This window comes from Kribbella sp. NBC_00359 (genome assembly GCF_036097425.1).
Lineage (GTDB): Bacteria > Actinomycetota > Actinomycetes > Propionibacteriales > Kribbellaceae > Kribbella.
The window spans coordinates 2377937-2402405 of sequence record NZ_CP107975.1 but is presented as its reverse complement, the minus strand read 5'-3'; the positions used below and the strand labels follow the sequence as shown (position 1 = coordinate 2402405).

23 protein-coding genes and 1 pseudogene are annotated in these 24469 nt (G+C 69.3%); 10 read left to right on the top strand and 14 right to left on the bottom strand.

All coding sequences use genetic code 11. The features are described from left to right. Positions 1-9: 9 nt before the first annotated feature. The 5 genes and pseudogenes from yidC to OG876_RS11765 all read left to right on the top strand — a co-directional run. Positions 10-933 (top strand): annotated as a pseudogene (gene yidC / locus OG876_RS11785) (membrane protein insertase YidC); the annotation flags it as partial. 312 nt (positions 934-1245) lie between these two features. Next, positions 1246-1773 carry a Jag family protein gene (locus OG876_RS11780; protein WP_442914119.1) on the top strand — a complete coding sequence of 176 codons (528 nt, stop codon included), beginning with the start codon at positions 1246-1248 and terminating at the stop codon, positions 1771-1773. 10 nt (positions 1774-1783) lie between these two features. Continuing rightward, a complete protein-coding gene (rsmG, locus tag OG876_RS11775) occupies positions 1784-2458 on the top strand; it encodes a 16S rRNA (guanine(527)-N(7))-methyltransferase RsmG (RefSeq protein WP_328524855.1) in 675 nt (224 codons plus the stop codon). Positions 2459-3183: 725 nt separating this feature from the next. Next, a complete protein-coding gene (locus tag OG876_RS11770) occupies positions 3184-4119 on the top strand; it encodes a ParA family protein (RefSeq protein WP_328524854.1) in 936 nt (311 codons plus the stop codon). 112 nt (positions 4120-4231) lie between these two features. Then, the gene (locus tag OG876_RS11765; protein WP_328524853.1) at positions 4232-5200 is read left to right on the top strand and encodes a ParB/RepB/Spo0J family partition protein; all 969 of its coding nucleotides are present in this window, start codon (positions 4232-4234) and stop codon (positions 5198-5200) included. 59 nt (positions 5201-5259) lie between these two features. On the opposite strand, the gene OG876_RS11760 is transcribed toward OG876_RS11765, so the two are convergent. The 5 genes from OG876_RS11760 to OG876_RS11740 form a co-directional block, all read right to left on the bottom strand. Next, the gene (locus tag OG876_RS11760; protein WP_328524852.1) at positions 5260-6063 is read right to left on the bottom strand and encodes a class I SAM-dependent methyltransferase; all 804 of its coding nucleotides are present in this window, start codon (positions 6061-6063) and stop codon (positions 5260-5262) included. A 41-nt stretch (positions 6064-6104) separates the two neighbouring features. Beyond that, positions 6105-6458: a DUF3817 domain-containing protein gene (locus OG876_RS11755; RefSeq protein WP_328524851.1), complete on the bottom strand. Its 354-nt coding sequence runs from the start codon at positions 6456-6458 to the stop codon at positions 6105-6107. Continuing rightward, positions 6455-7318, bottom strand: coding sequence for an SURF1 family protein (locus tag OG876_RS11750; RefSeq protein WP_328524850.1), 864 nt, complete (start codon positions 7316-7318; stop codon positions 6455-6457). Before OG876_RS11750 ends, OG876_RS11755 begins: the two co-directional genes overlap by 4 nt. A 7-nt stretch (positions 7319-7325) precedes the next feature. Beyond that, positions 7326-8273, bottom strand: a complete 948-nt coding sequence (locus OG876_RS11745) for a D-alanine--D-alanine ligase family protein (protein ID WP_328524849.1) — start codon at positions 8271-8273, stop codon at positions 7326-7328. Between the two features lie 133 nt (positions 8274-8406). Next, the gene (locus tag OG876_RS11740; protein WP_328524848.1) at positions 8407-9717 is read right to left on the bottom strand and encodes an aminotransferase-like domain-containing protein; all 1311 of its coding nucleotides are present in this window, start codon (positions 9715-9717) and stop codon (positions 8407-8409) included. A gap of 206 nt (positions 9718-9923) precedes the next feature. Between OG876_RS11740 and OG876_RS11735 the strand changes: the two genes are divergently transcribed. The 4 genes from OG876_RS11735 (at position 9924) to OG876_RS11720 (ending at position 11959) form a co-directional block, all read left to right on the top strand. Then, complete coding sequence (locus OG876_RS11735; RefSeq protein ID WP_328524847.1) at positions 9924-10106, top strand: hypothetical protein; 183 nt, start codon at positions 9924-9926, stop codon at positions 10104-10106. 85 nt (positions 10107-10191) lie between these two features. Then, complete coding sequence (locus tag OG876_RS11730) at positions 10192-10848, top strand: GNAT family N-acetyltransferase (protein WP_328524846.1); 657 nt, start codon at positions 10192-10194, stop codon at positions 10846-10848. 13 nt (positions 10849-10861) lie between these two features. After that, entirely contained in the window at positions 10862-11266 is a 405-nt protein-coding gene (locus OG876_RS11725; RefSeq protein WP_328524845.1) for a DUF2784 domain-containing protein, read from the top strand. A 30-nt stretch (positions 11267-11296) separates the two neighbouring features. Then, positions 11297-11959 (top strand): permease prefix domain 1-containing protein, encoded by a 663-nt coding sequence (locus tag OG876_RS11720; RefSeq protein WP_328524844.1) that lies wholly within the window; start codon positions 11297-11299, stop codon positions 11957-11959. Here OG876_RS11720 and OG876_RS11715 read toward each other — a convergent pair. Then, positions 11939-12265, bottom strand: a complete 327-nt coding sequence (locus OG876_RS11715) for a PadR family transcriptional regulator (RefSeq protein WP_328524843.1) — start codon at positions 12263-12265, stop codon at positions 11939-11941. The two genes, OG876_RS11720 and OG876_RS11715, sit on opposite strands and share 21 nt — an antisense overlap. An 85-nt stretch (positions 12266-12350) precedes the next feature. Here OG876_RS11715 and OG876_RS11710 point away from each other — a divergent pair, with 85 nt between their 5' ends. Then, positions 12351-14504, top strand: coding sequence for an MMPL family transporter (locus tag OG876_RS11710; protein WP_328524842.1), 2154 nt, complete (start codon positions 12351-12353; stop codon positions 14502-14504). On the opposite strand, the gene OG876_RS11705 is transcribed toward OG876_RS11710, so the two are convergent. The 8 genes from OG876_RS11705 to OG876_RS11670 form a co-directional block, all read right to left on the bottom strand. Next, complete coding sequence (locus OG876_RS11705; protein WP_328524841.1) at positions 14501-15625, bottom strand: N-acetylmuramoyl-L-alanine amidase; 1125 nt, start codon at positions 15623-15625, stop codon at positions 14501-14503. The genes OG876_RS11710 and OG876_RS11705 overlap by 4 nt on opposite strands. Positions 15626-15666: 41 nt before the next feature. Continuing rightward, positions 15667-15984, bottom strand: a complete 318-nt coding sequence (gene trxA, locus OG876_RS11700) for a thioredoxin (RefSeq protein ID WP_442914170.1) — start codon at positions 15982-15984, stop codon at positions 15667-15669. A 41-nt stretch (positions 15985-16025) separates the two neighbouring features. Next, positions 16026-17012: a thioredoxin-disulfide reductase gene (gene trxB / locus OG876_RS11695; RefSeq protein ID WP_328524839.1), complete on the bottom strand. Its 987-nt coding sequence runs from the start codon at positions 17010-17012 to the stop codon at positions 16026-16028. A 109-nt stretch (positions 17013-17121) separates the two neighbouring features. After that, positions 17122-17883 carry an anti-sigma factor family protein gene (locus tag OG876_RS11690; protein ID WP_328524838.1) on the bottom strand — a complete coding sequence of 254 codons (762 nt, stop codon included), beginning with the start codon at positions 17881-17883 and terminating at the stop codon, positions 17122-17124. A gap of 111 nt (positions 17884-17994) precedes the next feature. Beyond that, the gene (gene sigM, locus OG876_RS11685; RefSeq protein WP_328524837.1) at positions 17995-18714 is read right to left on the bottom strand and encodes an RNA polymerase sigma factor SigM; all 720 of its coding nucleotides are present in this window, start codon (positions 18712-18714) and stop codon (positions 17995-17997) included. Beyond that, entirely contained in the window at positions 18711-20378 is a 1668-nt protein-coding gene (locus OG876_RS11680) for a protein kinase family protein (RefSeq protein WP_328524836.1), read from the bottom strand. The genes sigM and OG876_RS11680 overlap by 4 nt, the downstream gene beginning before the upstream one ends. Before the next feature lie 139 nt (positions 20379-20517). Further along, positions 20518-22164, bottom strand: a complete 1647-nt coding sequence (gene murJ / locus OG876_RS11675; RefSeq protein WP_328524835.1) for a murein biosynthesis integral membrane protein MurJ — start codon at positions 22162-22164, stop codon at positions 20518-20520. After that, positions 22157-24433 carry a DUF6049 family protein gene (locus tag OG876_RS11670; RefSeq protein WP_328524834.1) on the bottom strand — a complete coding sequence of 759 codons (2277 nt, stop codon included), beginning with the start codon at positions 24431-24433 and terminating at the stop codon, positions 22157-22159. The genes murJ and OG876_RS11670 overlap by 8 nt, the downstream gene beginning before the upstream one ends. Positions 24434-24469: the final 36 nt, after the last annotated feature.

Below are 24469 nucleotides of genomic sequence, written 5' to 3'. Positions count from 1 at the left end.
AACACCATCATGACGCCGCTGTACTGGGCCGTGTCGGCCCTGCTCGTCGGCTGGCACTGGCTGTGGAGCCAGGTGCTCGATCCGAACGGCGGCTGGGCCTGGGCGCTGTCCATCGCCGGCCTCACCGTGGTGATCCGGACCCTGCTGATCCCGCTGTTCGTCCGGCAGATCCGCTCCAGCCGGAACATGCAGCTGCTGCAGCCGAAGATGAAGGAGCTGCAGAAGAAGTACGGCCATGACCGGGAGAAGCTCGGTCAGGAAATGATGAAGCTGTACAAGGAGACGGGCACCAACCCGTTCTCCTCGTGCCTTCCGCTGCTGCTGCAGTCGCCGATCTTCCTGGCCCTGTTCCGGGTACTCGACTACGCGGCCAACGGCAAGGCGCACAGCGCGATCATGCAGCCGTTGGTCTTCTCGCTGCAGCACGCGAAGATTTTCGGCGCGGAGATCTCGCAGAGCTTCCTGAAGGCGAGCGGCCCCGGCGCGAACAACGTCAAGGTTGTCGCGATCGTGCTGATCATCCTGATGACGGCCACGATGTTCACCACGCAGCTTCAGTTGATGCGCAAGAACATGCCGAAGGAGGCCCTCACCGGCCAGGCCGCGCAGATGCAGAAGATCATGCTGTACGTCTTCCCGGTCTTCTTCCTGATCGGTGGCTTCAACTTCCCGATCGGTGTGCTCATCTACTGGTTCGTCTCGAACCTGTGGACGATGGGCCAGCAGTTCTATGTGATCCGCCGCAACCCGGCTCCGGGCACCCCGGCGTACGACGCGATGGAGGCCCGCAAGCGCGAGCACAACCTGCGCGCCGGCCGCCCGGCCGACGCGGGCCTGGCGAGCGCCGACGGTACAACCGACACCGCCGTCCAGGACCGTCGTCCGGCGCAGCGGCAGCAGCCGAAGCGGCAGTCCCGCAGCGACCGCAGGGGTGGCCCCGTGACCAGCGGTGGAGCCGCGGCGACGCCGTCGGACGCGGACACCGCCCCGAGCAATGGACAGACGTCCTCGAACGCTCAGCCGGGTGCGACCAAGAAGACTCAGGCCGGTGCCGCCAAGAAGCAGCCGGCTGCCAAGAAGGGTGCGGCTGCGAAGCGCCAGCCCGCGGCCAAGTCGGCCGCGCAGAAGAAGGCGGCGCAGAAGAAGTCCGGCGGCTCGCGCTGATCGGCGCGCGCCGGTTCCCTCCCTGCTTGTGAACGACCTGGGTCCCCGTGGGGCGGATCTCGACATTGTGAAGGAGTGGCCGTGACCGACGGCATGCAGAACAACGAGGCGGCGGAGCAGTCCGCCGGTACCACCAGCACCGCCGGCGACCGGCTGAAGGCGCTGGAGGCGGAGAGCGACATCGCCGCCGACTACCTCGAGGAGTTGCTGGACATCGCCGACCTCGACGGCGACATCGACATGGACATCGACGGCGATCGGGCCGCGGTGTCGATCGTCGGCGCGGAACTGAACAACCTCGTCGGTGAGAACGGCAAGGTCCTGGAGGCGCTGCAGGAGCTGACCCGGCTGGCGGTGTACCGGGAGACCGGCGAGCGGTCCCGGCTGATGCTGGACGTGTCGAACTACCGGGCGAACCGGAAGGCCGAACTGGAAGAGGTCGGGCGCAAGGCGGTCGAGGAGGTCAAGGCGACCGGGACCCCGGTGCGCCTGGACCCGATGACGCCGTTCGAGCGCAAGGTGGTCCACGACGTCGTCGCGGCCGCCGGCCTGACCAGTGAGTCGGAGGGCGAGGAGCCCCGTCGGCGCGTCGTCGTTCAGCCGTCGTGATCGTGGGCTCGTGACCGAGCACGTTTCACGTGAAACGCCGCCGCCGCTCGTGGAGGAACTGTATCCACGGGCGGCGGTTCGGCTTGCGGCCTATGCCGACCTCCTCGCCACCCAGGGCACGGTCCGCGGGCTGATCGGCCCGCGTGAGGTTCCCAAGCTGTGGGACCGGCACCTGCTGAACTGTGCCGTCCTCGAGCGCCTGATCCCGGAAGAGTCGTCGGTCGCCGATGTCGGCACCGGCGCCGGTCTGCCCGGGATCGTGCTCGCGCTGGTTCGTCCCGACCTCGAGGTTGCGCTCGTCGAGCCCTTGCTCCGGCGCACCACCTTCCTCCAAGAGGCGGTCGACGTACTCGCGCTCGACAACGCGACCGTGGTCCGGGCCCGGGCCGAAGAACTTCCCCCGGCGTCGTACGACGTGGTGACTTCGCGTGCCGTGGCTCCCTTGGGCAAACTGGCCCGGTGGTGTTTGCCACTGTGTGTCGAAGGGGGGCTGATGCTCGCGATGAAGGGATCGTCCGCGGAGGAGGAACTGGACTCCTCCGAACGGGAGCTCGCGGCCCTCGGGGCCGAGCTCTGGCACATTCACCAACTCGGCGTCGATGAACTGGCCCAGCCGACGACTGTCGTGAGTATTGTGGCCGGACGTGCTGCAGGGGGATCCCGGCACGGAAGACGCGGGAGGTGAGCGGGTTGGTGAGTCGTGCCCTCGGATGGCCCGAGAAGAGCACCGGTGAACCGAGAACATCCCAGGCCATCGGCTGGCCGTCCGATCCAGATTCCGCCGTCCGCCTGATCACTCCAGATCCACCCGCCGCCACCCGCCCCGCCCCCGCACCACCAGTCCTCACCTCTCCCACCCCCGCAGCCTCGGCTCCGGCGCCCGCGGCTCCCACGTCGGCCGCACCAGCCGCCGCGCCCAGCGCTCCGGGTCCGACATCGACGGCGCCGACTGCCGCACCGGCCTCGGACCTCACGTCTGTTGTCTCGGTCCCCGCGCCGGTTGCCTCGGCTCCGGTGGTTGGGGCCGTGCGGGCCACGATCGATCTGCCTGCGCCGGTCTCCGAGTCGGTCGCGATGAGCGAGTCGGTCGGGGATCGACGGGCGATCGACAGCTCGGCACTGCGGGCGGTCGCGGCATCCGGCCTTGATGTCGCTCCGGCAGCGGACCCCGTTTCACGTGAAACGGGGGAGTTGGGAGATGATGGTCCGCGACGGGAAACGGCGTCACTGGTGGACGCCGAACAGGACTTCGCGGAGCCTCCACCGCCTGTGGATGACGACAGCATGAAACTGCCCTCGCACACGGGGATTCGTCCACAGAGGCCTGTGGATGAAGCTGGGGGCAGCCCTGCCCCGTCCCCTACTGACATCCTCTTCGGGCCAAGTCCCGCACCTATCGGAATGGGCGCTATGACTGCCGCACAGATCGCCGCGCGGGCCACGTCGGACGAGCTTCAGCGACGACTTCTCGAGACTCCGATCGCCGCCGCCACCGAACGGACCCTGCTGGTGAATGAAGGACGCACGATGGGCCGCGAGTTCCCGCTGCCCGCTGAAACCCGAGTCTTCGTCGTCGCCAACCAGAAGGGCGGCGTCGGCAAGACCACGACCACCGTGAACGTCGCCGCCGGCCTCGCGCTGTACGGCGCCCGGATCCTGGTGATCGACCTCGACCCGCAGGGCAACGCCTCGACCGCCCTCGGCATCGACCACTCGGAGGGCACCCCGGGTGTGTACGAGGCGATCATCGAGAACGAGCCGCTGAGCAAGCTGATCCAGCCGTGCGCCGAGCACCCGGGCATCATGGTGATCCCGGCGACGATCGACCTGGCCGGTGCCGAGATCGAGCTCGTCAGCATCGTGGCCCGGGAGAGCCGGCTGAAGCGGGTGCTCGACACGCACCTGGCCGAGACCGAGGCCGCGGGGGAGAAGTACGACTACGTCTTCATCGACTGCCCGCCGTCGCTCGGCCTGCTGACCGTGAACGCACTGACCGCCGCCCGCGAGGTCCTGGTCCCGATCCAGAGCGAGTACTACGCGCTCGAAGGTCTGTCCCAGCTCCTCCGGCACATCGACATGGTGAAGTCGCACCTGAACCCCGGGCTCGACGTCTCCACCATCCTGCTCACCATGTACGACGCCCGCACCAAGCTGGCCGGTGAAGTCGCCGCCGAGGTCCGTGGCCATTTCCAGGATGCAGTCCTGCGGACCGCCGTACCGCGGTCGGTGCGGATCTCGGAGGCACCGAGCCACGGCCAGACCGTGCTCGCCTACGACCCGGCATCCGCCGGAGCCCTCTCGTACCTCGAGGCGTCCCGCGAGATCGCGATGCGGAACAACTCCTGATTCGCTTGATCGCTGTGGCACCGTTTCACGTGAAACGAGCGCCGGCGGCGGACGGTGGCAGGTGCGGCAGGTCAGCAGTAGCTCAGCAGGATGTCGAACTCGAGGGAGCGCGATGAACACCCGACTCGGACGTGGACTAGGTGCGCTGATTCCCAGCAACCCGGCTCCCGGCACCAGTACGACGCTCGGCAGCAAGTCCCACTCGATTCCGGGAGCGCCGCCGATCGCGACACCGTCGGCGCCCGAGTTGGCGGCCGTACCGGGGGCTGAGTTCGCGGAGATCGACGTCGACAAGATCACTCCGAACCCGAAGCAGCCGCGCAGTGTCTTCGACGAGGACGCGATGGAGGAGCTGGTCCACTCGGTCAAGGAGATCGGGCTGCTGCAGCCGATCGTCGTCCGGCGGCTCGAGAAGGACAAGTACGAACTGGTGATGGGCGAGCGTCGCTGGCGGGCGACGCAGCAGGCCGGCCTCACCACGATCCCCGCGATCGTCCGGGACACCCAGGACGACGTGATGCTCAGGGACGCGTTGCTGGAGAACCTGCACCGCAGTCAGCTGAACCCGCTCGAAGAGGCCGCGGCGTACCAGCAGATGCTCGACGACTTCGGCTGCACCCAGGAGGTGCTCGCTACCCGGATCGGACGGTCGCGTCCGCAGATCTCCAACACGCTGCGGCTGCTGAAGCTCCCGGCGTCGGTCCAGCGCCGCGTGGCGGCCGGCGTACTGTCCGCCGGTCACGCCCGCGCCCTGCTCGGCCTGCCGAGCGGCGACGCGATCGAGCGACTGGCCCAGCGGATCGTTGCCGAGGGCCTCTCGGTTCGCACGGTCGAAGAGATCGTTGCCCTGGGCGACATGAACGGCGATGACCCGACGCCGGCGCAGCGCCGCCGCAACAAGCCGGTCGCCCCACGCCTCGTCGACCTGGCCGACCGTCTCTCCGACCGCTTCGAAACCCGCGTCAAGGTCGACCTCGGCAAGACCAAGGGGAAGATCACCGTCGAGTTCGCCTCCCTCGACGACCTAGAACGCATCGTCACCCTGATGGACCCCAACAAGCAGGACAGCCAAGGCGCTTAGGATCGCGCTGACAGAGGAATTCCAGGCACCACAGGACCAGGCGGGATTTGTCGACAAAGTTACTTGGTGACTCGCGGCGATGTTTCATGTGAAACATTGCGCGTGGCTTTGATCAGGTAGGTGGCAGGGAGTTGGGCCGCGGCGAGCCCGAGGCCGGCGTACATGTCGCGGACGGGGGACTCGCGGAAAGCCCCGAGCACGAGGCCGGCGGACATGAGGCTGGTGATGATGTCGCTCGGCGGCCGGATGAACGCGGTGAAGCCAGGGGCAGTCGGGTTGTCGCGAGCTCCGGTAGGGAGTTTGGCGTTGTCGATGGTGGCGCGGGGTGTGGAGCGGCCGAAGTAGTCGGCGGTGACTTCCAGCTGGTTGGGGCCGCGGACGGCGAGGACCTCCCAGATCGGGTGATGGTCCGCGATCAGGACAGACCCGCCAGGAGCCAGCCGGTCGGAGACCAACTGTGCGAAGACGGCCAGGTCGGGGACCCAGCAGATCGCGCCCCAGCTCAAATAGATGAGATCGAAGCCGGTCAGTTCGGCTGGGAGGTCGAACATGTCGGCTTGGCGGAAGTCGACCGCGAGACCGGTGGCGGCGGCCTTGTCGCGGGCCATCGAGACCGCGACCTCGGAGATGTCGACGCCGGTGACCCTGGCGCCCAGCAAGGCCCAGGACAGGGCTTGATCGCCGCAGGAGCAGGCGAGCTGGAGCACCCGCCGGCCGGATACGTCTCCGGCCGCGGCGATCTCGTCGGCGTCGAGGGCCGAGCCGCCGGAGGTGAAGAACGCCGCGGGTTCGCCGGGGCGGGCGTGGTGGATCTGGTTCCAGCTGGCGCGGTTCGACTGGGTGATGTCGTGGAGGCTGGGCACGGACCTGAAGCTAGGTCAGAACGGCCGAGCCTCCAAGGGGATTACCGGCCGAGCAGCTCGTGCGTGGTCTTCCGCTCCGCGTAGAACGAGAGGAACGGGATGGTGCCGGCCAGGGCCGTCATCACGAGGCGGGGGAACGACCAGCGGACCCGGCGGTACAGGTCGAACGTGGCGACCAGGTAGACCATGAACAGGAACCCGTGCAGCGGACCGATCACGTCCATCGCGCCCTGGCTGTCGGCGAAGTACTTCAGCGGCATCGCGACGAACACAAGCAGCAGGAGCATCACGCCGACGACGTACGCGATCACGCGGTACCGGATGAGGGCACCGTGGACGGCCGGGGTCAGCGGCTGCGGGCTGGCGGAGGTGGCGGGATCGGCTGAGGAAGTCACGCTGAAACCGTACCGCTTGGCTCCACAGGCTCCCCGGCCTGGTCGTCCCCGGACTCCGCCTCAGTGGAATCGGGATCCGGATCGTCAGGAGTCCGATGTGCGTCCAGCACCATCCGCCACCACATCCACAGCGTGAAGGCCGCGAAAACCCACCACTGGAAGGCATACGCGATGTTCCGCAGCCCGGCGTGGTCCGTCGGCGGAGCAGGTGGTGGTACGACGGCCGGTGCCGGTGAAGGTACGACGCCTGAGTCGACCGACGACTGGATCACGAAGGCGTCGTACACCCGATAGTCGACCAGGTGCACGATCGTGGGGATCCGGAGCGATGACAGCACGCGGCCCTTGGCAGCATCGTCAGAAGAGTCCTCCGCCTCGGAGGCCGTCACAGTGCCCGTGAGTGAAACCGGACCGGACGGCGCAGCGGCGGCCGGATCGGACACTGCCGGCACCCAGCCCCGGACCACCATCACCGCACCGGCAGCCGAGCCGGAGCCGGTGGACGATCCCGAGCCGGAGGACGAGACCATCAGCGGAGTCACCACCCAGAAGCCGTCTGCCGAGCCCTGGCGGCGATCGGCGATGAAGAGCTGGTCCGCGGACGGTCCCCACTTCCCGTTCACCGTGACGCGGCGGCCGACAGCCTTCGACGGCAAACCCTCGTCGATGGAGAACAGCGACTGCAACGCAACCGGCGCGGCATCAGCCCGCTTGGCCGTCGCGGCGTCGGTCTTCGACCGGTACACGTCCAGCTGCCAGACGCCCATCGCCGACATCACCGCGGCGATCGCCAACGCGAGGAGGAGCAGCCCGGACCACCGCGGCGTCAGGATGGTCCGCCACAGCGGTCGCTCAGCCATCAAGACCTCAACGTGCCGCGGCGGCAGCCAGCAGGTCGCGGCACAGCACACCCAGCTCGATCCCCGCGGCCTCCGCGGCGAGTGGCACCAGCGAGGTCTCCGTCATCCCCGGTGCCACGTTCACCTCGAGGAACCACGGCACACCGGCCGCATCGACCACCAGGTCGGACCGAGACAGGTCCCGCAGCCCCAGCGCCTGATGGGCCGCAACAGCCGCGGACGCACACGCGTCCGCCACCGAGGCGTCCAACCGAGCCGGTACGACGAACTGCGTCGCGCCGGCCGTGTACCGCGCCTCGTAGTCGTAGAACCCGGAGTCCGGCCGGATCTCCACCGCAGGCAGGGCCCTGGGCCCATCCCCGGTGTCGACCACGGTCACGGCCACCTCGGTCCCGTCGATGTACTGCTCGATCAACGCCACCGGTCCGTACGCGTAGCAGTTCACCATCGCCGACGGCAGTTCCTCGGCCGACCGCACGATCGACGCACCGAGCGCCGAACCGCCGCGGGCCGGCTTCACCACCAGCGGCAGGCCGACCTGTTCGATCACCGCCGCCATCAGCGCCGCCGCACCGAGCTCGCGGAACGTGTCGTGCCCGAGCACCACCGAAGCCGGCGTGTGCAGTCCGGCGGTCCCGACCATCGTGGAGGCGACCGGCTTGTCGAAGGCTGTCCGGCACGCGGCCGCGTCGGCTCCGACGTACGGAACGCCGTACAGGTCGAGGACCTGGCGGAGCGCGCCGTCCTCGCCGGTGACGCCGTGCAGGACCGGGAAGACCGCGTCCGGCGGGTCTTCGCGGAGCCGTTCGACCAGATTGGCGTCGACGTCACGCTGCTCGACCTCGACACCCACACTGCGCAGGGCGTCGGCAACCCGCCGGCCGGACCGGAGCGAGACATCCCGCTCGTGCGACAGTCCGCCTGCCAGTACCAGCACTCGACCCAGATCACTCATCACAAATATCCCGATCACTCGTGGGCGACTCCGGCACGGTCGCCGGTCCCGAGGCCCACTGGAACGGTACCGCTACCGTCTCAGGTATCCCCGAGCGCCCGCAGATCCATTGCGCAACCTTTGCGCAGGACCCCTAGCTCAGCTCCGGTCCAGGGGCGTCGTAGTTCCGCCCCGGACCCGGTGTCAGCGGGCCGAACGTCTCCCGCAGTTCGAGCTCCTCGTGGATCACCGCGGCCAGCCGGCCGACCCCTTCGGTGATCCGCGCGGGCGTCGGATGACAGTACGACAACCGCATGCACTGGGAGCCGAAGCCGTCGGCGAAGAAGGCGGTCCCGGGCACGTACGCGACCCGCGCGGTGACCGCCCGCGGCAGCATCGCCTTCGCGTCCAGGCCGTCCGGCAGGGTGAGCCAGACATAGAACCCGCCGCCCGGCCTGGTCCAGGTCGTTGCCGCAGGCATCTTTTCGGTCAGGGCCGCCAGCATCGCGTCGCGGCGCTCCCGGTACATCTCGCGGAACTGCTTCACCTGCCCGAGCCAGTCATGCCGGGTCAGGTACGACGAGATCGCGAGCTGACTGAAGACCGGCGGGCACAGGGTCGCCGATTCCTGTGCCAGCACAAGCTTTTCGCGGACGGCGTGCGGCGCGACCGCCCAGCCGACCCGGAAGCCCGGCGCGAACGTCTTCGAGAACGAGCCGAGGTAGATGACACCCTCGCGGTCGTCGGCCCGCAGCGCACGCTGCGGCTCGCCGTCGAAGCCGAGCAGGCCGTACGGGTTGTCCTCCAGCACCAGCAGATCCGCACGCTGACAGATCTCCAGCACCCGCCGCCGGCGCTCGTCGGACAGCGAGACCCCGGCCGGGTTGTGGAAGTTCGGGATCGTGTAGAAGAACTTGATCCGCTTGCCGGCCGCGCGCACCGCGGTGATCGCCTGCTCGAGCGCCTCTGGCACGACACCGTCGTCGTCCATCGCCACGTGGACGACCTCGCACTGGTACGCGCGGAACACCCCGAGGGCACCGACGTACGACGGAGCCTCGCAGATCACCACGTCACCCGGATCGCAGAACACCCGTGTCACCAGATCGACCGCCTGCTGACTGCCGACCGTGATCACCACGTCGTCCGGGTGGGCGTCGATCCCCTCGAGCCGCATCACGTCGCAGATCTGGTCGCGGAGGGCAGGATCGCCCTGACCGGAGCCGTACTGCATCGCGGTGGCGCCGTTGTCGATCGCCAGGTCCCGGACCGCGCCGCCGACCACGTCCAGCGGCAGGCCGGCGATGTTCGGCATGCCGCCCGCGAGGGAGACCACCTCGGGCCGGCTGGCGACGGAGAAGAGCGCCCTGATCTCCGATGCGGTCATGCCCTTGGTCCGTGCCGCGTACCGGTCGACGTAGTTGTCGAGGCGGGTCTGCCGGACATCGGGCACGTCAGCACTCACGGGGGCCACTCCAACGGTGAATCGAGGGGGAAGTCACCAGGTTACGTCGAGCGACCCGAGTTGTGTCCGGGCTGTGGATCGGCGCGACCTCTCACTACCATGCCTTATAGGGGCAGGTTCGACCACGCCGTGATCTGGCTGCTGAGACGGTCAGCCGGTGACGCGGGGCGGTGCGGCCTGAGAGGTGGAACCGGAAGGCGGATCGGATGAGCGTGGGCAAGACAGCCGGCGTGGCACTCGGTGGACTGCTGCTGGGCGTGCTGGCCGGGTTCGCGGGCGAACTGTTCAGGCGGCAACCTGCCGCGAAGGTGCAACAGCGGTACGTCGCTCCGGAGGCGGCGGTGACACCCGGCGCACGGACTCCGGCACCGGAGCCGGCCACTCGATGAGTCGTAAAGTGATACCGACCGTGACGAACGTAACATCCAGCACGCCCGCCGACCGGACGCGATGCACCGCGGATCGGACGCGCTGATGGCTCGACGGCTCGAACCGCTCACGCTCGCCAATCTCGACGAGCTACCGGTGGCGTGCCGTGACTGTGTGTTCTGGGAGCTCGACCCGGTCGCCGCCCGGCAGGCCGACCGCAACGGCGACACCGGCCTGGAGAAGGAGGCCTGGCTCTCCCAGCTCCTGCTCGACTGGGGTACGGCGGGTGTCGTGCTGTACGTCGAGGACAAGCCGGCCGGATTCGCGGTGTACGCGCCGGCGGCGTACCTGCCGAGGATCCAGGCGTTCCCGACCGCGCCGGTCAGTCCGGATGCCGTCGTCCTCGCAACCGGCCGGATCCAGCCGCGCTACCTGGGGCTCGGGCTGGGCAAGATCCTCGTCCAGGCGGTCGCGAAGGACGTGCTGAAGCGTGGGTTCCGGGCCGTCGAGGCGTTCGGCGACTCCCGGTGGGACGGGCCGGGCTGCGTCTGGCCGACCGAGTTCCTCCAAGCGGTCGGCTTCGGCGTCGTCCGCGAGCATCCGCGCAATCCCCGGCTCCGGCTCGACCTGCGCTCGGCGATCACCTGGCGCAGCGAGATGGAAGCCGCGGTCGAGCGGCTGATGGGCGCGATCCGGCCCGAGCACTCACCGCCCGCGCCGGTCACGGTCCGGGACGCCCTCACCCGCGACCCGGCCACCTGACGGCGGGGCCATCATGATCTGGCGCTTCCTCGCCGACGTCGTGATGGTGGTGCACGGCGCCCTGCTGGTGTTCTTCCTGATCGGCGGCTTCCTCGCCTGGCGCTGGCCCAAGCTGATCTGGGCGCACCTGGCCATCGTTGTGTGGAACATCGTCATCGTGCTGGTCGACTTCGGCTGCCCGGTCACCGCGACCGAGAAGTACTTCCGTCGCCGCGGGGGAGAGACGCCGTACACGGCCGGCTACATCGAGCACTACCTGGACGGGAAGCTCTGGCCGGAGGGCGCGACGCCGACCGTGGAGAAGATCGGCTTCGCGCTCGTCGTGATCTCCTACATCGGATTCTTCATCCTGCGGCATCGCCGGAAGGCGGCCGGACAGGCCGAGGTCAGGGGAGATTCAGTGGGACCCCGGACGTGATCGGATCCTGGGGGACCCATACTGAGAGGCGTGTCCAGCCGCGTAAGCACCCGCACGCCGGTCGACGAGTACCTGGCCGCGCTGAGCAAGTCGCTCGCCGGCCCACGTCGCCGGAAGGCGGACCTGCTGGCCGAGGCGCGTGACCATCTGACCGATGCGACCGAGGCCTTCGAGGCCGACGGTCTGGATCGCGAGCAGGCCGAGCGGGAGGCCGTGGCCGACTTCGGTGAGCTGGTCGAGGTCGTGCCGGGGTACCGGGCCGAGCTCGCGGTCAGCCAGAGCCGGCGGACCGCGATGCTGCTGTTCCTGGTGCTGATCGCGCAGCCGATCGTCTGGCAGGACGGGGTCTGGAGCTGGAACCAGGAGCCGAGCCAGCCGAACGTGCTGAACGACTTCCTGCAGGGGCTGGTCCGCGGCATCGGCATGGTGGCGATCGCCGGCGCGGTCCTGGCGGTGATCGCGGCCGGCGTCGGCATGCGCTACCCGCTCGTCCGGGACCATGTCAGCCGGGTCACGGCGTTCTTCGCCTTGGCGAGCGCGGTCGTCATCAGTGCGATCGGAGTCGGCATGGCGGCGACCAGCCCGCACCCGCCCGACGTACCCGCCTTCGGCATCGTCGGGAGCTTCGTCGTACTGCCGCTGCTCCTCGTCGGCCTCCAGGCCGGCCGTGTCCTACGCCTGGCCCGGGCGTAGCACCCCTTCCACCACAGCCCGGAAGGTCACCCACTCCTGCTTGCCTGAGGCAAGCATCTTCGTGCCGGCACTGGTGAGCTGATACGTACGGCGCTTCCGGCCGCCGACCGTGCTCCACTCGCTGGACAGGTAGCCGGCCCGCTCCAGCCGCCGCAGCGCGGGATAGAGCGTCCCGGTCGGCAGATCGAGCTCGCCGCCGCTGCGCTCCAGCAACGCCTCCATGATCGCGTACCCGTGCAGGGGCTCGTCCTCGACGACCGCCAGGATCATCGGGTCCAGGTGTCCACGCAGCGCATCCGCCTTCATGTAGCCAGTCTACTCATATGCCTGCTACTGTCGAGAGACAACATGTAGGCATTCTACTTATGAAGACACGTGAGGAGGCACGGCGATGACCGTGGACACCCCTGTACGACGATCGCCCGGGAAGGAGGGTGGACGCTCAGGCCTGCTGCATCGGGTGTCCGGCTGGTCGATGCGGCACGCCGGTCTCGCGCTGGTGCTCTGGGTGGTCGCCCTCGTCGCAGTGACCGCCGCGTCGACCGTGGTCGGCGACCGGTACAAGAACGACACCTCGCTTCCCGGCACCGACTCCCAGCGGGTCACCGACATCTTCCGTGCGCACCAGCCACAGGGGGAGACGGCCTCGGTGCAGATCGTCCTGCGTGCCGACGGCGGACTGGCGGCCGAGAAGCCGCGGGTCGCCTCGATGCTGGCCGTCGTCCGGGACCTCCCGCACGTCGCCTCGGTCGCCGACCCCTTCACCGCTCCGGGATCGCTCTCGCCGGACGGCCGGACGGCATACTCCACGGTCAGCCTGGACGTTGCCGTCGCGGATATGCCGGTGGAGGACGTGCGGACGATCATTCACCGGGCACAGGACTTCGCCCGCCCTGGATTCCAGGTGGAGGTCGGTGGTGATCTGGCCCGGTCCGCCGCGGACAGTTCGGGTGGTGCGTCCGAGGGCGCCGGCGTCCTGGCCGCGCTGGTGATCCTGGTCTTCCTGTTCGGGTCGTTGCTTGCGGCAACTCTTCCGCTGTTGACCGCGGTGTTCGCGGTGGGCAGCACGCTCGGCCTCTTGGTTCTCGCGTCGCACCTGTTCACCGTGCCCAGCTACACGGCACCGGTGATGATGCTGGTCGGACTCGGTGTGGGCATCGACTATGCGTTGCTGATCTTCTCGCGCTATCGCCATGAGTTGCTCAAGGACGGCACCGACCGGGAGACCGCGTCGATGATCGCCCTGGACACCGCCGGCCGATCGGTGATGTTCGCCGGCTGCACGGTGGTGATCGCGCTGCTGGGTCTGCTCGCGCTGGGACTGGGTTCCCTGCAAGGCGTCGCGCTCGGCGTCACGCTGACCGTGCTGACGACGATGCTGGCCGCGGTGAGCTTGTTGCCGGCGCTGCTGACGCTGTTCGGGAAGCGGATCGAGCGGAGTGTCCGCAAGCACGCCGCGAAGAAGCGCCGTACGCCCGGTGACGGTTGGCGGCGGCTGGCGGCCGCGGTGCAGCGTGGACCCTGGGTGCCGTTGGTGCTCGGGACGGTCGCGCTGATCGCGTTGTCGCTGCCGGCGTTGAACATGCGGCTCGGGTTCGCGGACGCGGGCACGGACGACCCGGCCAAGACGAGCCGGAAGGCGTACGACCTACTGGCCGACGGCTTCGGGCCCGGCTTCAACGGTCCGCTCGTGGTCGTCTCCGAGGGAGACCAGGCCGCGGCTCAGCGACTCGGGCAGACGCTGGCGGCCGATCCGGGCATCGCCGCCGTCACGCCGCCGCAACTGACGCCGGACGGAAAGATCGCGACCGTACTCGCGTTCCCGAAGTCAGCACCGCAGGACGCCGCGACCAGTGCTCTCGTGAACCGGCTGCGGGACGAGACCTTGCCGGCCCTCGAGCCGCAGACCAATGCGACGTACCTGGTGGGCGGTGCGACCGCGGCGGCCGACGACTTCGCGTCGGCGGTGAGCAAGCGGCTGCCGATCTTCGTGCTCGTGGTGGTCGGACTGTCGGCGCTGCTGCTGATGGCGGTGTTCCGGTCGATCCTGATCCCGTTGAAGGCGGCGCTGCTCAACCTGCTCAGCATCGGTGCTTCGCTGGGCGTGATCACGCTGGTGTTCCAGCAGGGCTGGTTCGGGGCGCAGTCCGGTCCGATCGAGGCGTTCGTACCGGTGATGATCTTCGCGATCGTCTTCGGGTTGTCGATGGACTACGAGGTCTTCCTCGTCTCGCGGATCCATGAGGAGTGGCGTCGTACCAGGGATGCTCGGGAGGCCGTGCGGGAAGGGCTGGCGACCACCGGCAGTGTGATCACGGCGGCGGCCGCGATCATGATCGTGGTGTTCGGCGCGTTCCTGCTCAGCCCGGACCGGATGCTGAAGCAGTTCGGGCTCGGCCTGGCGACGGCGGTGCTGCTGGACGCGCTACTGATCCGGTGCGTCATCGTCCCCGCCGTACTGCGCCTGTTCGGCGACCGCGCCTGGTGGCTGCCGCGCCGGCTCGACCGGGTGCTCCCGAAGATCGCGCTGGAGAAGGAGTCCTAGACCGTGAGTTGGCCGAACCGGAGCATGCCGGTCGCGGCGTCCTGGTCCGGCGGGAGGTACACGCGCTGGATGGCGACGACGATCGCCTCCGCGATGACGTCCCGGAAGGCCGGGTCGGCCAGGCGGGCGGAGTCGTGCGGATTGGTGACGTAGCCGATCTCCAGCCGGACCGCGGGCATCTTGGTGCGCCGCAGCAGATCCCAGGTCTTGGCGTGGGTGCGGCAGTTCAGCAGGTCGGTGCGGGCGACGATCTCGCGTTGCACGAGCCCGGCGAACTGCTCACCCACGCTCGACGAGGCGCCGTGCAGGTCGTTGCCGTAGTAGTAGGTCGCGACGCCCTGGGCCTCCGGGTTCATCGACCCGTCGGTGTGCAGCGAGACACACAGGTTCGCGTCCGTCTCGTTCGCGAACGCGGCCCGCGCCAGCTCGTCCGGCCCCTGATCACGCCCACGCGACAAATACGCGCGTACGCCGGTCGCACCCAGGCGGCCCTCGATCCGGGCGGCGAGGTCGTACGCGACGTCGGACTCGCGCAGGCCGAAGCCCTCCCAGCCGTAGTCGAAACCACCGTGGCCGGCATCGATCACCACGGTCTTCCCGGACAGCCGCGGTCCGGCGGCGCGCACGGCCTCGGAGGCGCGCAGGGCGTCCGGCCGGCCACCGGTCGCCATCGGCCGGATCCGCTGCAGTGCCTTGAACGTCGACGGGCCGCAGGTGCCGTCGCCCGGCAGGCCCATGTTCCGCTGGAAGTCGGTCACCGCGCGCTGGGTGTCCGCCCCGAAGATCCCGTCGATCCGGGCGACCGCGAACCCGAGCTCCTGCAGCTTCGCCTGCAGCGCGAGCACGTCGTCACCGGTCAACGGGTGCGACGGCACGTAGGTCAGCAGCCGGTCGCCCAGCCGCCAGCGCGCGTCGTCGATCGCCCGGTACGTCTGCGGGCCGACGATCCCGTCGATCATCAGCCCGCGCTGCTGCTGGAACCCCCGGACAGCGTGCGCGGTCGCTTCGTCGTAGACGTCGTGACCGCCGGCCAGCAGCCCGAGCCGCTGGAGCTTGCCGACGATCTCGGCGACAGCCTCACCGCTGTCGCCGATCCTGTACACGCCGTGGGGGGCTTCCATGAAAAGGCTCCTTGCCGTGGCGGTCGGAGGTGTCGTTCGGATCAGGCGGTGAAGTCGGCCAGTTCCTTCAGCAGCGCGGCCTTCGGCTTGGCGCCGACGATGGACTTGGCGAGCTCACCGTTCACGTAGACGTTGATCGTAGGGATACCGGTGACGCGGTAGTTGCTCGGGGTGACCGGGTTCTCGTCCACGTTCATCTTCAGGAACGTGAGCTTGTCGCTGTGGTCCTGCGCCAGCTCCTCCAGGATCGGGGAGACCTGGCGGCACGGGCCGCACCACTCCGCCCAGAAGTCGACCAGCACCGGCTTGTCGCTCTTCAGTACGGTCTGGTCGAACTCGGCGTCGGTGACGGCGTTCATCTTCTCGCCCACAGGCGTAACTCCTTCAGTGGTTGTGAGGTTCAGACGGAGACAGGCTGAGTGGTCGCGGCGGCCGTGGCCTTCTCGGCGTCCTCGAGGGTGGTCAGGAAGCGCTCGGCGTCCAGGGCGGCCGCACAGCCGGTGCCGGCCGCGGTGATCGCCTGCCGGTAGGTGTGGTCCACCAGGTCGCCGGCGGCGAAGACGCCCGGCAGGTTGGTCTCGGTGGTGCCTTCCTTGACCAGGACGTAGCCCTCCTCGTCCAGGTCCACCTGACCCTTCACCAGCTCCGAGCGCGGGTCGTGGCCGATCGCGATGAACAGGCCGGTCACCGGAAGCTCCCGGGTCTCACCGGTCACGGTGTCCCGCAGGGTGACGCCGGTCACCTTGTCCTCGCCGTTGACCGCGGCGACCTCGGAGTTCCAGGCGAAGTCGATCTTGTCGTTCGCGAACGCGCGGTCGGCCATGATCTTCGAGGCGCGCAACTGGTCGCGGCGGTGCACCAGCGTGACCTTCTTGCCGAACCGGGTCAGGAAGGTGGCCTCCTCGATGGCCGAGTCGCCACCGCCGACGACGGCGATGTCGTGCTCGCGGAAGAAGAAGCCGTCACAGGTCGCACACCAGGACACGCCATGGCCGGACAACCGGTCCTCGTCCGGCAGACCGAGCTTGCGGTAGCCGGAGCCCATCGCCAGGATGACGGCCTTGGCCTTGTGCTGGGTGCCCGCCGAGTCGGTGACCACCTTGATGTCACCGGTCAGGTCCACGGCCACGATGTCGTCCGGCACCAGCTCGGCGCCGAAGCGCTCGGCCTGGGTGCGCATCTCGTCCATCAGGGCCGGGCCCATGATGCCTTGGGAGAAACCGGGGAAGTTCTCGACCTCGGTGGTGGTCATCAGCGCGCCACCAGCGGTCACGGAACCCTCGAACACGAGCGGTTCCAGGCGGGCGCGCGCGGCGTACACGGCGGCCGTGTAACCGGCCGGACCGGAGCCGACGATGATGACGTTGCGAACTGTGGAGTCGCTCATGCAGGCGTTCCTCATGTCGTCGAGACTTTGGTACGTCGTACTCAACGGATCCTAGAGGCCGACCATTCCCACGGTACCCATGACGAGGCCGCCGCACCGCATCGCGGTCTCAGCGGTTGCGCAGTGTCACTGTGGTGTCGTAGAACGAGCTGGCGACGCCGCCCGGATCGCTACATCCGGTGACCGCGAAGACCTGGATGTCGCGGGCCGATCCGCCCGGCAAGCCGATCAGAACCGCGCTCCTGCCGTCGACCTTGGCGGGCTGGACGAGCTGGAGTTGCGGGTTCGGCCGGCCGGACGCGAACACGCGGGCGCAGGCCAGTTCGGTCGCCGAACCGTGCAGCACGGGTTCGTTGCTGCTCTCCAGCCAGTGCTGGGCCCTCGGGCCGATATCGCTCGTGCTCATCGTCGGAACGCCGCTCGGCAGGCCGGTCGGGTTGGTGTTGGCGGCGTTGTCGCCGGCCTGGTCCTTGGTGGTGATCACCACACCGACGCCGATCGCGGCTACCAGCACGACGGCCGCGGCAGCGCCGAGCAGCTTCGGCAGGTGCCGGCGGGGCTGCTCGCGGATCTGCGCCAGCGAGTGCACACCGACGGTCGACGCGCGCAGCACGGACTCCGAGACGATGACCGCGTCCAGGTGCTCGGCGACGTCGGTCGGCATCGGGATGTCCTCCCGGCCCTCGTCGGCGAGATCCTCGGACAGCTGGACCAGGGCGTCGTACGTCTGCTGGCAGTCCGGACAAGCCTTCACGTGTTCACGAGCGCGATGCGCCTCGGGTGCGGGGAGCAGATTCTCGATCAGGTCGGCGATGGTGTCCGTGTCCAGGTGCTCGAGGTGCTCACTGGTCGGAAGACCGGAATCGGTCATCGGGAACTCGCCCCCTCGTGGGAGGAACGCGGTGTGATCATCAGAGTGCTCCGGGTAGAGGCATGGAGGCTGAGTCGCAGGTAGGCGACTTCGCTTCGACGGAGTACCCACTCATTCGGTTCCCACCGTTTCGGCCGCGGATTTCTCCGGTACGTCGGCATCGGCGAAACCGGCCCGGGTCGTCTGCCAGTGCCTGAGCAGCGGCAGCAGCTTCGCCCGGCCGCGGGCACAGCGGGACTTCACCGTGCCGGGGGCGCAACCGAGGATCGCCGCCGCCTCCTCGATCGAGTAGCCCTCCATGTCGACCAGGACGAGGGCACTGCGCTGGTCGGAGTTGATCTGCTTGAGCGCGTTCAGCACGTCGAGCCGGCGCTCGCGGACCTCGGCCGGGTCGTCCTCGGCCGGTCCGGCCAGCTCGGCGGCGCGGTCCTCGTCCTCCGGCAGCGGGTCGGCGGCCCGCACCTGGCGCCGGCGGATCCGGTCGAGACACGCGTTCACCACGATCCGGTGCAGCCAGGTGGTCACCTTGGCGTCACCGCGGAACGAGTCGGCCCGGCGGAACGCCGAGATGAACGCCTCCTGCAGCGCGTCCGCGGCCTCCTCGGGCTCGCCGAGCGTGCGGATCGCGACGGCCCACATCCGGTCCCGGTGCCGCTTGACCAGGAACCCGAACGAGTCCGGATTGCCGGCCACGTGCAGCCGCAGCAGCTCGTGGTCGTCGAGCTGGTCGTAGCTCGTCGGCCCACCGTGCGTGGCAGGCTCGGCCGCGCCGATCCGAGGTACGTCCGACCGGGGCGGCGGCGTGGGGCCCGAGTCGAGGTGAGCCGTCATTTCTGGATTGTGACCTCCGAGATCGTGCCCCGGTACTTGCCGCCGTCTTCCTTCGGCAGCTTGGTCAGCCAGACCAGAACGTACTGCGTCTGGGTCGGCGCCGAGGGGGTAAGAGTCACCGTACCCTCGGGCTGGTCCTCTTCGGTGGCGACCGGCTTCCACCCGCTGACCGCGCCCGGCGACGTGCTGGTGTCGTCCTTCGGGATCATCAGCTGCACGCTGGAGCCGTCGCCCTTGAGCGTGACCTGCACCTTGGACACCGCGGTCGGCGCACCCAGGTCGTAGATGATGCCGACACCCGGCTTCTGGCCACCGAGGTTCGGCCGGCTGTACGACTGGGTGGTCCAGGTCGTGCTCGCCTTGCCGTCGTAGGTGTTGCCCACGTCGTCCGGGTGCTCGCTGCCGTTGCCGTCCGGCAGCGGGTCGAAGTCCTTGGCCTTCACGATCTTGGCCGCCCCGCCCGTCGCCGATGGCGTCGTGCTGGTCTGCGGCGCGTTGGTCGTCTTGTTGCTGTCGCCGCCGCTGCCCTGGTCGTTGTTCATCGCGCCCTTGAGCAGGAACTGCGCCATCGCGACCACCGAGAGCAGCGCCAGGACGGCGAGCAGGATCAGGATCCGGCCACCCCAGGAGCCCTTCGGCTTCGGCTCGTCGGCGCGGCGCCGGCCGTTCCCGTTCGACGGGGGCGGCGGCTGGCGCCGGATCGGCCGGGTCTCAGGGGCGGTCGAGTACGCCGAGTGCTGCTGGTGCCCGTTGTCCGACTGGTACGCCGACTCGTAGGCCGGTGGGGTCGGGTCGAGCGCAGGCGGCGGCGTCTCGGGGACCACCTGGGTGGCGTCGTCGATGCTGCCGTTCTGCCGGGCGACCTGGACGGTCTCGTCCATCTGGTTCGGCGGCTCGTGCGAGCTGCCGACGACGCCGGACAGTGCCGCGGACAGGCCGGCGGCGCTGGTGATCAGCGGGGCGTGGTGGCGTGGCGGGTTGCTCAGCAGCCGGTCGCAGATGTCGTCGAGCGAGCGCGGGACGCCCGCTCGCACCTGGCGGGGACTGAGCAGCCGGCCGTGCTCGACCGGTGCGGGCTGCAGGCCCCAGGCCGGCGCCGGGCCGGGCCAGCGACCGGTGAGCGAGGCAAACAGCAGCTCACCGAGCGCGTGCACGTCCTGCTCGGGCGAGCCGGGACCGGACGACCGCAGCGCCGCTTCGGTGGCGAGGCCGACGACCTTGATCGCGCCCGCGTCCGTGACCACGACGGTCGAAGGGCTGATGGAGCCGTGCGCGTGGCCGGTGCGGTGCAGGTTCTCGAGCGCTTCGGAGACCTCGCGGGCCAGCCAGCCCGCTTGCTGCCCGGTCAGCGGGCCGGTGCCGAGCATCCGCTCGAGGGGCCGGCCGCCGGCCCACTCGCGGACGCAGTACGTGACACCGTCGTGCATGTCACAGTCGAGCACGCGGAGGAAGCGCGGGTCGGCCGCCGCGGCGGCCCGCCGGGCGGCGTCGAAGAGCAGGTTGGTCCTGGGATCGCCGACCGGCAGGACGTCCACGACGACGGCCCGGCTGAGTACCTCGTCCACTGCCCGCCACACCCGCGCACCGTCGATCTCCGCCAGTAACTCGGCGATCCGGTAGCGGCCGGCGAGCAGGGCACCAGGACTGACGGTCTGGTTCGACACGGTGTCTCTCGCCCTCCTCGATGCACTGGTCGGCCTGCGTCTGCCACTCCGGACCCAGTCGGCGGGAGTCCGTTAGCAGCCCCCATGCTAGTGCCCCCCTGACCCGACAAGTGGTGCACGAGTGCACAAGCGGCCCGGTTCAGCGGCGGCCGGGCAGTTTCCGTGTGACCACGGCCACCACGTCGTTCACTTCGTGGATGCGGAGCACCCTCGCCACCCCGGCGTACACCGGCAGCATCACGGCGGCCGCGACGGCCAGTTGGAGGATCGCGCCGATCGGTCCGGACCAGTCGACGGCCAGGCCGAGCAGCCCGAGCACGATGCGGCCGGCGCCGGCGCCGAGCACGGCGGCGATCACCATCGCGAGCAGCGGCAGCCCGATCCCGGCGCCAGGAACGCGTGGCACCTTCCGCCGCAGCACCGGCCGGGACATCAGCACGGCGACCAGGTAGGCGAGCGCGTACGCCGCACCCAGGACCACACCGCTGAACCGGAGGTGCTGCGGGTCTAGCAGCACCCGGACCCCGATCAGGGCCGCCGCGATGTTCGTCGCCGCGATCACGCATTGCAGGAAGAACGGCGTCCGGGTGTCCTCGAAGGCGTAGAAGGTGCGCAGCTGGAAGTACTGGATCGTGAACGGGACGATGCCCAGCGCGAGCGTCACCAGCGTGTACGACATCAGCGTCAGGTTGTTCTTGCCGGAGCCATAGCCGGCGATCACCGTGACGATCGGGTACGCGAACGCGATCATCGCGGCCGCCGCCGGGACGACGATGGCCAGCGTCTGCCGGATCGATCGGGCCGACAGCCGCTCGACCTCGGTCACATCGCCCTCGGCCGCGAGCGCGGACATCTGCGGCAGCGCGGCCGTCGCGAGCGAGACCGTGACGATGCCGTGCGGCACCAGGATGATCAGCATCGCGGTGCTGTAGGCGAACAGACCGGCCTTCGCACCCGGGTCCTCCGACGCGCTACCGGCGATGGCGAGCCGGGTGACAACCACCAGGGTCACCTGGTTCACCACGACGAAAAGAACAGTCCAGATGCCCAATCGGGCAGTGTGACCGAGCCCGGTGCCGCGCAGACCGAACTTCGCCCGGTAGGTGTGCCCGCTCGCCCGCAGGTACGGCAGCAGCACCAGCAGCTGTACGGCGATGCCGAATGTGTGCCCGAGTCCGAGCAGCAGCTCCTCGCCGTGGCTGAAGGTGGCCGGCGGATCGCCGGTCCGGTAGATCATCAGGAAGATGACGATCGAGGCGCAGGCGACGACGTTGTTCGCGATCGGCGCCCACATCATCGGACCGAACCGGCGCCGCGCGTTCAGCACCTGGCCGACCAGTACGAACGCGCCGTAGAAGAAGATCTGCGGCAGGCAGAGCCGGACGAACATCACCATCGCTTCCCGCTCGGGCGCGCGGGACGGGTCCTTCAGCTCCTCCGGCATGTACAGCCCGGCGATCGCAGGGGCCAGCAGCACACAGCCGACCGTCACCACCGCCAGGACGACGAAGCCGAAGGTCAGCAGCCGGTTGGTGAAGTCCTGGCCGCCGTCGTCGTGGTTCTTGATCGCGCGGACCAGTTGCGGGACCAGCACGGTGTTGAAGACACCGCCGGCCAGCAGGATGTACAGGCTGTTCGGGATGGTGTTCGCGGCGGTGAAGATGTCGCCGCGCAACGCGGTGCCGATCGCGGCCGCGAGCAGGGCGATCCGGACGAATCCGAGCAGGCGTGACAGCACCGTTCCGGCTGCCATCACCCCCGCGGAGCGCAGGGTGCGGTCAGCCATCCTTCGAACCGACTCCTTCTCTCAGGGACTCACCGGCTGGGGCGTCAGTGGCCGGCGGGTCGAGCGGCTCGGGGTGCAAGGCGTCCGGGGTGGCCTGCTCGTCCACCGCCACCTCCGACGACGGAGCCGGTGACGGATGCCGGCGTTCGGTGCGGATCCGCCGGTAGATGCGGACGAACGACGTACCGAAGAGCAGTGCGCAGGCCGCGCCGACCAGGATCCAGCCGACGCTGCCGTACTGGCTGGCCTGGATCAGCAGCTCCTGGGACTTGCCGACCGGGCGGCCGGAGGCGGTGATCACCTGGGCGCTGGCCCGGATCAGGCCGTTCTGCTCGGCGCTCGCGTTGATCCGGGGGGTGAACTTCTGCTTCGGCGCCAGGATCCTGGTCTGCTGCGGTTCGATCCGCAGGTCGGTCCGGTTCGTCGGGGAGACCACGATGCCGACCCGGACGGACCAGTCGGTGTCGTTCGTGATGGTCAACGGGAAGGTGCCCTTGCTGCCGGCCAGGTTGACCTTGATCTCCCGGTGCTCGCCGTTCCCCGCGTTGTTGACCAGGTGCACCTTGGACAGCTGCAGGTTCACCGAGCCGAGCTCGACCGCCGCGAAGCGCTTGGCCTCGTCCGGGAATCCACGCCAACTGATCGACGCCGAGCGGAGCAACGCCTGCGGCATGGCCTCCGGCAGGTCCTCGGCGGGGTTGGTCAGCAGGTCCTTGAACGTGGTGGTGGCCTGGTCGAGCTGCTTGACGCCGTCCAGCTGATCGGCGCTCATGACCGCGTTGGACCGCGGCGCGGCCGGGGCCTTGATCACCGGCGGTCTCGGTGTGCCGGCCACGATCTGCTCGACGCTGGTGGCGTTGATCCACTTCAGCGACAGGTCTCCGGCCAGGGCGGCGGTGGCGCGACCGGTGGAGTCCCAGCCACGAGGCGGTACGACGACCACCGAAGCGCTGCCCTTGCCGCTGGAGGCGATCAGCGCGGTCTCGGCCGCGAACCGCTGCCGGACCTGGATCGGGTTCTCGCCGGTGTCCGGATCCGGGCCGCCCGCCGTCAGCGCGGAGTCGGCCACCACGGTGCGCACCGTGTCCCGCGGACCCGGCGTTCGAATGTCGTACACCGGCGAGGTGGCGGTCAGACCGGCCTGCTCGACGGCCGGCCAGGAGTCGCTGCCGACCAGGTTCAAGTCGTCGTCGGACGCCCCGGGGAAGCCCTGGGAGGCGGCCCCGAGGTAGCGGCCGGCCGCGGCGCCGCCCTCCAGCCAGAGACCGTTGGTGAAGCCGGGCGGCAGGATGAACCGCTCGGTGGCGCTCCGCGCGTCGCGGACCAGTTCCTTGAGCGGCTCACCCGAGTCCAGCAGGCCGGCGATGTCGGGATCGCCGTACGGGAGCAGGACGACCTGGTTGCCGCGGGCGCGGCTGGCGTCGAACGCCTTCAGCCAGGTGTCGACGACGGCCCGGCCGGCACCGGGGGTGGGGTTGCCGCCTTCACCGACGTCGTACCCGTCCTTGACGATCTTGCGGGCCTCGTCGAGCGTCGCGGGGTCGACCAGCCAGGTGACCTTGCGCCCGTTGCCGAGGGCCAGCAACCGGCCGAGCCGGCCGTTCGGCGCCATCGACTCGGCCAGCGACTCGTTGGTGAACCGCTTGCCGCCGAGCTGTGTCGGCCGGTGCTGCAACGGGATGATCAGTGCGGTGTTCACTGTGCGGGTCAGCGGCTGCTCACCGATCACCGGCATCAGGGTCCGCGCGCGACCGACAGTGAGCCGCTCCTGACCCTGCGGCGTACCGCGGACCACGACGCCGACCACATAGACCCCGGTCTGGTGGCTGATGCGCCACTCGTTCCACGGGACCTTGAGGCTGAACTGCATGGATGCGTTCGGTGCCAGCGGGGCGTCGTACTGCTGGAACACGCCGGTGTCCGGAGTCGTCATCCGGCTGCAGCTGTTCCGGTCGTTCATCGGGACGTCCTGCTCGGCGGAGACGCCGGCGATCTCGGCCGCCGTGGACAGGCGGTGGGTCCGGTCGATACAGGCCAGCGCCTGCGGTGCCTCGAGCGTCTCGGTGCTGGTGTTGCGGACGGTGCCCTTGATCAGCACGTCGTCGCCGGGCTTCGGGGCGACCGGTCCGAACGAGTCGATGGTGACCTGGACGACCGGGTCGTCGACAGGCGCCGCGACGGTCGGCGGGGTGCCGAGAGTCGCTGCCGTCGCAGCGATCAGCAGGCCCGCACCCGCCGCCGCGGAGAGCCTCAGTCGCCGTCTGAACACGCCGTCACCGTAACCTAGTTCCCCGTGTCACCCTTT